We start from the raw sequence: 7,471 nt of genomic DNA on the forward strand, positions 1-7,471 counted from the left end.
CGCTCGGCCAAGCAGCCAGGTACCGATGCGCCCCACGCATCCACTGCGCTGCCCACCGAAGTCCCACTGACGCTCGACGTCGCCCTCGTCGAGGCCGGAACACGCGCACCCGGTATCGCAGCGAGCCGAGCCCGGGAGGCGATGGCGCGAGGGGACATCGAAGTGGCCCGGACCTTCGCGCCGCTCACGGTATCGCTCGCCGCAGGCGGGAATGATCCGCACTGGTCCGCGGGCGTGTCGCAACGCCTCCCGGTCCCAGGCGCGCGAGGCGCGCGGATCCACGCCGCTGAACTCGGTGCGCGAGGCGCGGAAGAGGAGCGCCGCTCGAACGAGCTGACGGTGCGAGCCACCACGCGTCGCGCCTACTTCGCCCTGGTGCGAGCGCGACAGCTCGAATCCAACGCCGAGCGAGCCCTGCGTCTCGCGCAAGAGTCCGAGGCCGCGGTCCAGCTCCGCTTCGAGACGGGCGCGGCCCCGGAGCTGGAGTGGGTACAAGCCAGGCTCGCGAGAGCCTCCGCCGAAGTCGCGGTATCGGAGCAGCACGCGGACACGGTGATGCTCTCCGCCGAACTCGCCGTGCTGTTGGGTCGAGACCCGCGCCGCCCCTTGGCGCCGGCAGCGGAGCAAGCCCCGCGGTTGCCCGCGCTGGATGACGCTGTCTCGCGATCGGATCACGCCCCGCGAGCCAAGGCGAGACAAGCGGACGTCGAAGCCGCGAGAGAGTCCTTGCGAGCCGCGAAGCGAGAGCGCTGGCCCACGCCCGTGGTGGGCATCTCGCTGGAGGGAGACGGTCCGCATGGGGAGAGCGTGTTCCTGCGAGGCGCGCTCGACCTGGAGGTCCCCACCCCAGGGTTGGGGCGCGGAGAGCAGGACCGCCTCCGAGCCACGGTGGCACTGGCCGAGGCGCAAGCGGATGAGGATCGCCGGCAGGGGCTCGCGGACATCGTCGTCGCGCACGCGCGCCTCACTGCGGCGCTCGCGACGTTGCGCCGGTACGAGGCGGACATCCTGCCGGGCTTGGAGACCACGGAGCGGATGGCCTTGGACGCCTACCGGGCGGGACGCAGCCCGCTGCTCGCGTTGAACGAGGCCCTCAAGTCCGCCTCGGAGCTGCGAGCCCAATTCATCCAGGCGGCCTTCACCGCGCAGTCGGCCTTCGCGGACCTGGAAGTGGCCGTCGGGAGTGCTCTTCCATGAGATTCAGTGTCGCGCTCCTCGCGTGTGGACTCACGGTGGCGTGCAAGTCCGCGTCGAAGGAGGAGGCCGTGCTGCCGCATCCCCGAGTGCGTGGAGTCACCGCGCATCTGGCCCCCGCGGGAGTGTCGCTCCCGGTGTCGGGCGTATTGGCATCGCCCCCAGGAAGAGAACTCAAGCTGGGTCCTCTGGTGCCCGGTCGCCTCGCGAAGCTGAGCGTCTCGGAGGGAGCGCTCGTGCGGGCAACGCAGACGTTGGCCGAGGTGGAGTCCGCACCCGTCGCAGCCGAACTGACGCAAGCGGAGGCCACCGCGAGAGAGGCAGCGGCAGCGACTCAAGCAGCCAAGGCGAAGCGCGAGCGCACCGAGGTGCTCGTGCAGCGAGGAGTCGCGGCCCGTCAGGAGTTGGAGCAGGACCGCAGCGCGGAGGTCGCCGCGGTCGCCGCCGAGCAGCGAGCGAAGTCCGCGGTGGACCTGGCGCACCGAGGCGTCCGTCGCAGCGTCATCCAAGCGCCGTTTGATGGCGTGGTGACGGCGGTGTTCGTCCAGCAGGGCGAATCGGTGGACACCTCGGGTCAGCCCATCATCCAGGTCTCGGCCACGGATCCGCTGGAGCTGCGCGCCTTCGTGCCCCAAGCGGAGGTCGCGCGTGTGCGGGCAGGCCAGAAGGTCACGCTCGGTCTCGACGCGCGAGCGGATCCACCGCCAGGCGAGGTGCTCGCCGTCTCGCCCACCATCGACGCGCGAAGCGGCAATGTCCTCGTGCGCATCCGCGTCGCGAACCCGACGGGAGCGCTGCGCTTGGGGAGCCTCGTCCGGGCGCGAATCCTCCTGGAGGAAGTGGGGCGGGCGCTGCGACTTCCCGCCTCGGTGCTGTTGCCGACGGCGGACGGAGGCGTGGGCGTGGCGCTCGTGGAAGAGGGGCGAGTGCGGGGCGTCGGGGTGACGGTGTTGTCGGAGGAGAACGGTGAGGCCTTGCTCGACGGCCCGGTCCCAGACGGGGCCGTGGTCATCGTCGAGGGTGGGTACTCACTGCCGGACGGCACCGAGGTGGAGGTGGTGCGTTGAGGTGGATGGAGCTGTTGCGGCGGCACGCGCCGGGCCTGCTGGTATTGCTCGGTGCGCTGTGCATCGGCGGCGCGGTGGCGGGGATGCATCTGCCGGGCGGGCTCTACCCGGAGGTGACCTTCCCTCGCATCGTCGTCGTCGCGACGGTGCCGGGCGCGAGCGCTCGGACCATGCAGCTCTCGGTGACGCGCCCGGTGGAGGAGGGGCTGTCCACGGTCATCGGAGTGCGTCGGGTTCGCTCGCGCACCATCCGCGCCGCGAGCGAGGTCTCGCTCTGGTTCGAGCCGCAGGCGGACATGGACCGCTCCCTGGGGTTGATCAACGCGAGGCTGGCGGAGCTGCGCGGCTCGCTCCCGTCGGACGTGACGCTGACGGCGGAGCGACTCCTGCCGTCGTCCTTCCCCATCCAGACGCTCGCGGTGACGGGCACGGCCGAGCCCGCGAGGTTGCGAGACTTCGCGCTGTACACGCTGCGCCCGATGCTCGCCGGCTTGCCGGGAGTGGGGCGCGTGGAGGTGATGGGCGGCGACGTGCGCGAGCTGCGCATCGAGGTGGATCCACGCAAGCTGGAGCAGGCGGGGCTGGACCTCGCCACGGTGGCCACCGCGGTAGGCGACGCACTCAAGCTGGAGCCCGCGGGCCGAGTGGACGTGCACTACCAGCAGGAGTTGGTGGTGGTGCGCGGTCCGGTGGATGACCCGGGACGGTTGGTGGAGCTGGTGGTGGGAGGTTCGGACACCGCTCCGATTCGACTGGGAGACGTGGCCCGAGTGGAGGAGGGGCACGCGGACAGGTTGTCGCGAACGTTCGCGAACAGTCGGCCCGCGGTGTTGGTGAGCATCGGTCGAAGGCCCCAAGCCGACGCCATCGCGCTGGCGAAGGACATCGAGCGCGAGCTGAATGCGCTGACACCCGCGCTGCCGCCGGGCGTCGAGGTCCGAGTGTCCTACAACCAGGTGGACCTCATCGCGCGCTCGGTGTCGCACGTGCGCGACGAGGTGGCGTTGGGAGGGCTGCTCACGCTCGCGGTGGTGGGGCTATTCCTGCGCTCATGGCGGCCGATGCTGGCGGCGGCGGTGGCGTTGCCGGCCACGCTGTGGATGACGCTCGGCGCGCTCTGGATGTCGGGGGGCACGCTGAACCTGATGTCACTGGGTGGGCTCGCGGTGGCCATCGGGTTGGTGGTGGATGACGCGGTCGTGGTGGTGGAGGCCGTGCATCGTCGGATGAGCGAGGGCATGGAGCGCTGGGCCGCGACCGCCGACGCGCTTCGAGAGGTCGCGTGGCCCGTCACCAACTCCACGCTGACGACGGTCGTGGTGTTCGCGCCGCTGGCCTTGCTGTCGGGAGTGGCCGGACAGTTCTTCTCCGCGCTCGCGTTCACGCTGTGCGCGGCGGTGGTGTTCTCGCTGGGCATCGCGGTCACGCTGACGCCGTTGCTGTGCGGCACCTTGCTGCGTCCCCAGTCGGGACACGCACACGAGGCACCCGGTGCCGGGCTCTACGCCAGGACCCTGGTGCAAGTGGCCAGGCATCCCGCGAGGACGCTGGCGGTCGTGGCTCTGGTGACCGCGCTGCTGGGCGGACTGGCCTGGGGAGTGGGAACGGGCTTCCTTCCTGAACTCGACGAGGGGGCCTTCGTGGTGGACTACTTCACGCCCACGGGGACCTCGGTGGACGAGGCGGAGCGATTGGGCCATCAGCTCGAGGAGGTCCTCGCCAGCCTCCCCGAGGTCGAAGGCACGAGCCGTCGATTGGGCGCGGAGCTGGGGCCGCCCGCGGCCACGGAGTCCTCCCTGGGGGACATCACGGTGGCGTTGAAGCCCTCGCGCGATCGCCCCGGCGAACAAGTCATCGAGGAGGCCCGCGAGAAGGTCGAGGCGGCGGTCCCAGGCGTGCGGGTGGAGTTCGTCGAGTTGCTCCAGGACGTGCTCTCCGACCTGGAGGGGAACCCGGATCCGGTGGAAGTGAAGCTCCAAGGCACGGACCTGGATGCACTCAGAGCCTTCGCGCCGCAAGTGGCCGAGCGCCTCAAGGACATCCCGGGGCTGGCGGACCTCTACGACGGAGTCGCGGGTTGCACCCCCGAGGTCCACCTGGACGTGGATCTCCGAGCCGCGGGCCAACTTGGGCTGACGGTGCAGGACCTGGCCACGCAGGTGCGCACGGCGATGTTGGGACAAGTCGCAGGCTCCGTGCCCAAAGAGGGGCGCTGGATGGAGGCCCGGGTGAGCCTGCGAGATTCGGATCGCCTGGACGCGCAGGTGTTGGAGCACTTGCGAGTGAGGACGCCCGCGGGAGCATCCGTGCCAGTGCTGCAGGTGGCGCACATGCGGCGCGAGTGCCTGCCCTCCGAGTTGCTGACAGACAATCTCAGGCCACTGGTGGCGGTGACAGGTCGCTTGGAGGGACGGGACCTGGGCAGCGTGACGGCGGATGTGCAAGCACGGCTCGCGGGACTGGTTCCGCCACCAGGAATCGATCTGCGCCTGGGAGGGCTGCGCGAGAGTCAGCACGAGTCCTTCGTGTCCCTGGTGTGGGTGTTGTTGCTGGCCGCCGTGGGCGTGTTCTGGGTGCTGACGGTTCATTTCCGCAGCCTCGTCCTGCCGTGCCTGATCCTCGGCGCGGTACCGATTGCGCTCGCGGCCGGAGTGGCCTGTCTGCGAGTGACGGGAGTCCCGCTCAACGTCTCCTCGTTGATGGGCTGCATCCTGCTGGTGGGCCTGGTGGTGAAGAACGGCATCCTCCTGCTCGACCGAGCGGAGGAGGGTCGCGAAGCCGGAATGGATCCGAGAAGCGCGGTAGTGCTCGCGGCCCAGGTCAGACTGCGTCCCATCCTCATGACCACGCTGGCCACGCTGCTGGGCTTGTTTCCGCTGGCGCTGGGCCTGGGCGAGGGAGGAGAACTCCAGCGCCCCTTGGCGGTCACTGTCCTAGGGGGCCTCGCGCTCTCGACCCTGATGGTCCTGATCGCCTTGCCAGCGGCCTACCTCCTGGTCCGTCGAGCAGGCCAATCCCCACCGCAAGTCAGCCCCTGATCCATCCAGCTCACCCAACCTGGCCGAGTACGCGGTTCGCCATCTTCGACAGAATGCCGATCCGCGAGACCGGGTCGGTCCTGAGACCAAAGGCGCACCACTCGAAGCCGAGGAACGCAGGTCACGAGGGGAGTCGAACGATGAAGACGCTCGAATGCGTCTCGCGCCGCTCATAGCTGAGCGATCCACCATGCGCCGCGACCAGCGCACGGGAGAGCGCGAGCCCCAGGCCAAGTCCCTCGCCAGTACGGGCATCGTCCGCGCGAGCGAACCGTTCGAAGAGCCGGGGAAGGAACGCAGGCTCGACACCCGAGCCATCATCCGCGACGGTCACCAGGGCGCCCGCGGGAGTCGAGTGCACCTCGACCCGGACCTCGCTCTGGCAGTGGCGGAGTGCATTGGACAGAAGGTTGTCGAGCACCCGTCCCAGCAACACCGCATCGCCCCGAACCTGAATCGCCGCGCCCGTGACGCTGAGCCGAGGCGCGCGCTCTCTCTGCACCCGCTCCATTCGACGAGCAGACGCCTCGGCGAGCTGAAGCAGGTCCACCAGAGCGGCTGATGAGACCAGCGCACCGGCATCCGCGCGAGCCAAGGTCAGCAGGGCATCCACCAACGAAGCGAGCCCAAGACTCTCCGCGTGGATGATCTCAAGCGCCTGTCGATACGCCTCGGGAGAGCGCTCACGGCGGAGCGCCAGCTCCGTCTCCCCAAGGATGACGGTGAGCGGTGTGCGCAGCTCATGCGCAGCATCCGAGGTGAAGCTGCGGATGCGAGCCATCGAGCTGCGAGTCTCCGAGAGCAGCCCGTTGAGCGTGGAAGCCAGCTCGTCCCACTCATCGCCGGTGCCGCGAACGGGCAAAGACAAGTCCAGCGAGGACGCGCGAGCGGCCCGAGCCCTGCTGCTGGCCTCCCGCAAGGGAGCCAGCGCCCGATCCACGAAGAGTCGCCCCAGGGCCACCGCGCCGACCACCGCGAAGGGAGCCGTCAGCAGCACCGTGCCGAAGGCCTCGCGAGCGTCATCGAGGAGTCCTTCCTCCTGTCCAGGAGGGCGAGGATGCCGCTGCTCCCACCAGTCGCACACACCCAGAACAACGGTCACGAGCGCGCCGTAGAGAAGCAGCGTGCCCAGCACGGCCCCGGCGAAGAAGCGAGTCAGTCGCGATCGCAGCGACTGGGGGCGAGTCATTCCTGGCTCCTCAGCACATAGCCCACGCCGCGCACGGTATGGATGAGCTTGTCGGGAAAGGGAGCATCCACCTTCGCGCGCAGATAGCGGATGTAGACCTCGACGACGTTGGAGAAGGTCTCGAAGTCATGGTCCCAGACCGCCTGCACAATCCGGGTCCGCGAGACGACCTCCCCCGCATGCTCGAGGAGAAAGTGCAGGAGCGAATACTCGCGAGCGGTCAGCGCCAACGTCGCTCCAGCCCGAACCACCTTGCGAGTCACTGGGTCGAGCGACAGGTCCCCATGGCTCAGCACAGGACTCGCGCGGCCGGAGACCCGCCGAAGGATGGCCCGGATGCGAGCGAGCAGCTCTTCGAAAGAGAACGGCTTGACCAGGTAGTCGTCCGCGCCAGCATTGAGGGCGGCGATGCGGTCCGCGACAGCGTCGCGAGCGGTAAGCATCAGGACCGGGGTGATGTCCTGGCGAGCCCGCAGGGCCTGGAGAAGGTCGAGGCCGGACAGTCCAGGAATCATCCAGTCGAGCAGCACGAGGTCGAACCGACCGTCGCGCAACAGGTCGCGCGCTTCGTCTCCCGAGGAGCAGACGCGGACCAGGAAGCCCTCTTCGCTCAGGCCCCGCTCGAGAAAGGCACGGACCCGAACTTCATCTTCCACGACGAGGATGGGCACGGACGCGTTCTACGCTGAACCGTCTGCCCGCGCCGCTCACCAGGGCCAGGTCACAGAGCGCTCGTCCCCTCGAACGCCGGTGCCAGTGAACCCGGGAACGAAGAACCTGGGACGGAGGCGCGAAGAGTCGTTGACACCGTACGCGGCACGGCGTTACAAGCCGCGCCCCTCGCCAAGAGGGCCCCGACGCTGGTTGGGGCAGAAGGATTTGGTGGAGGGGAAAAAGGAAATACGGCAGTCAACGGAGCGAGTTGACAGCGGAAGGCGCGGAGGAATAGAACGCGCGCCCCACCTCGGAAGTGAGCCCTGGAA

Annotated in this window: 5 protein-coding genes; 3 read left to right on the forward strand and 2 right to left on the reverse strand. The window is 69.2% G+C overall.

Annotated features, from left to right (window positions below; translation table 11 throughout):
• Positions 1 to 141 precede the first annotated feature (141 nt).
• Genes JGU66_08900 through JGU66_08910 form a run of 3 tightly spaced genes read left to right on the forward strand, consistent with a single transcriptional unit; the run spans position 142 to position 5,299 of the window.
• Positions 142 to 1,197 carry a TolC family protein gene (locus JGU66_08900; protein ID MBJ6760880.1) on the forward strand — a complete coding sequence of 352 codons (1,056 nt, stop codon included), beginning with the start codon at positions 142 to 144 and terminating at the stop codon, positions 1,195 to 1,197.
• On the forward strand, positions 1,194 to 2,261 hold the full coding sequence (locus JGU66_08905) for an efflux RND transporter periplasmic adaptor subunit (GenBank protein MBJ6760881.1): 1,068 nt from the start codon (positions 1,194 to 1,196) through the stop codon (positions 2,259 to 2,261). Before JGU66_08900 ends, JGU66_08905 begins: the two co-directional genes overlap by 4 nt.
• Before the next feature lie 5 nt (positions 2,262 to 2,266).
• The gene (locus JGU66_08910; protein MBJ6760882.1) at positions 2,267 to 5,299 is read left to right on the forward strand and encodes an efflux RND transporter permease subunit; all 3,033 of its coding nucleotides are present in this window, start codon (positions 2,267 to 2,269) and stop codon (positions 5,297 to 5,299) included.
• Positions 5,300 to 5,420: 121 nt separating this feature from the next.
• Here the strand turns inward: JGU66_08910 and JGU66_08915 are convergent, their stop codons facing one another.
• Positions 5,421 to 6,488 carry a hypothetical protein gene (locus JGU66_08915; protein MBJ6760883.1) on the reverse strand — a complete coding sequence of 356 codons (1,068 nt, stop codon included), beginning with the start codon at positions 6,486 to 6,488 and terminating at the stop codon, positions 5,421 to 5,423.
• Positions 6,485 to 7,159: a response regulator transcription factor gene (locus JGU66_08920; protein MBJ6760884.1), complete on the reverse strand. Its 675-nt coding sequence runs from the start codon at positions 7,157 to 7,159 to the stop codon at positions 6,485 to 6,487. The genes JGU66_08915 and JGU66_08920 overlap by 4 nt, the downstream gene beginning before the upstream one ends.
• Positions 7,160 to 7,471 lie beyond the last annotated feature (312 nt).

The sequence above is a fragment of the Myxococcaceae bacterium JPH2 genome, assembly GCA_016458225.1.
GTDB lineage: Bacteria > Myxococcota > Myxococcia > Myxococcales > Myxococcaceae > Citreicoccus.